The organism is Rhodococcus coprophilus NBRC 100603 (assembly GCF_001895045.1).
GTDB lineage: Bacteria > Actinomycetota > Actinomycetes > Mycobacteriales > Mycobacteriaceae > Rhodococcus > Rhodococcus coprophilus.
The window spans coordinates 1-880 of the sequence record NZ_BDAM01000026.1 but is presented as its reverse complement, the minus strand read 5'-3'; the positions used below and the strand labels follow the sequence as shown (position 1 = coordinate 880).

Annotated in this window: 1 protein-coding gene; it reads right to left on the bottom strand. The window is 64.0% G+C overall.

The genetic code is table 11. The features are described 5' to 3' along the window. Positions 1 to 841, bottom strand: an 841-nt coding sequence (locus RDCOP1_RS21105) for an AMP-binding protein (protein ID WP_307718201.1), incomplete at its 3' end; no start/stop codon positions are given. Between the last annotated feature and the right edge of the window lie 39 nt (positions 842 to 880).

Below are 880 nucleotides of genomic sequence, written 5' to 3'. Positions count from 1 at the left end.
CCCCGTGCGACACCGCCACACCCTTCGGCCGCCCCGTCGACCCCGACGTGAAAATCACATACGCCGTATTGTCCGGCCGCAACGGCGCAGACCGCTCCGCATCCGACACCGGACCGGCCGACACACCGGCAAGATCGAGCCGGTCGATCACCACCGCAGCAACATCGGCACCCGACGGCACCTCGAACCCATCGCGGGCCGTCGTCACCACACACACCGGGGCAGCAATATCGAGCACATGCCGGATGCGATCTGCCGGATGATCCGGATCGATCGGCACATACGCGCCACCCGCCCGCACGATCGCATACATCCCCACCAACAGATCCAACGACCGGCGCACCGCCAACCCCACCGTCGTCTCCGGACCCACACCCCGCGAGATCAAATACCGCGCAAGCCTATTCACCCGCACATCGAACTGCGCGTACGTCAACGACTCGTCTTCGAACACCACCGCAATCGCGTCGGGATTCGAAAGGACCTGGCTATCGAACCGGTCCAGCAATGTTCCATCCGGCACCGGACGCGACGTATCGTTCCACCGCTCGAGCACCGCCACACGCTCGTCGGCGCCCAGCAGATCGATATCCCCCACCCGCCGCGACGGATCGGCGACGACCGCCTCGAGGATCCGCACGAACCGCTCCGCGAACCCCTCGACCGTCACCGCATCGAACAAATCAGTGGCATAAGTGAACTCCGCACGGAAACCGTCCGGCGAACCGTCTTGGGCGTACCCCTCCGACAACGTCAACTGCAGATCGAACTTCGCGATCTGCGCATCGACATCCACACCCGAGACACTCAACCCGGGCAACTCGAGATGCGCGTCCGCCATATTCTGGAACGTCAACATCACCTGGAACAACGGATGCCG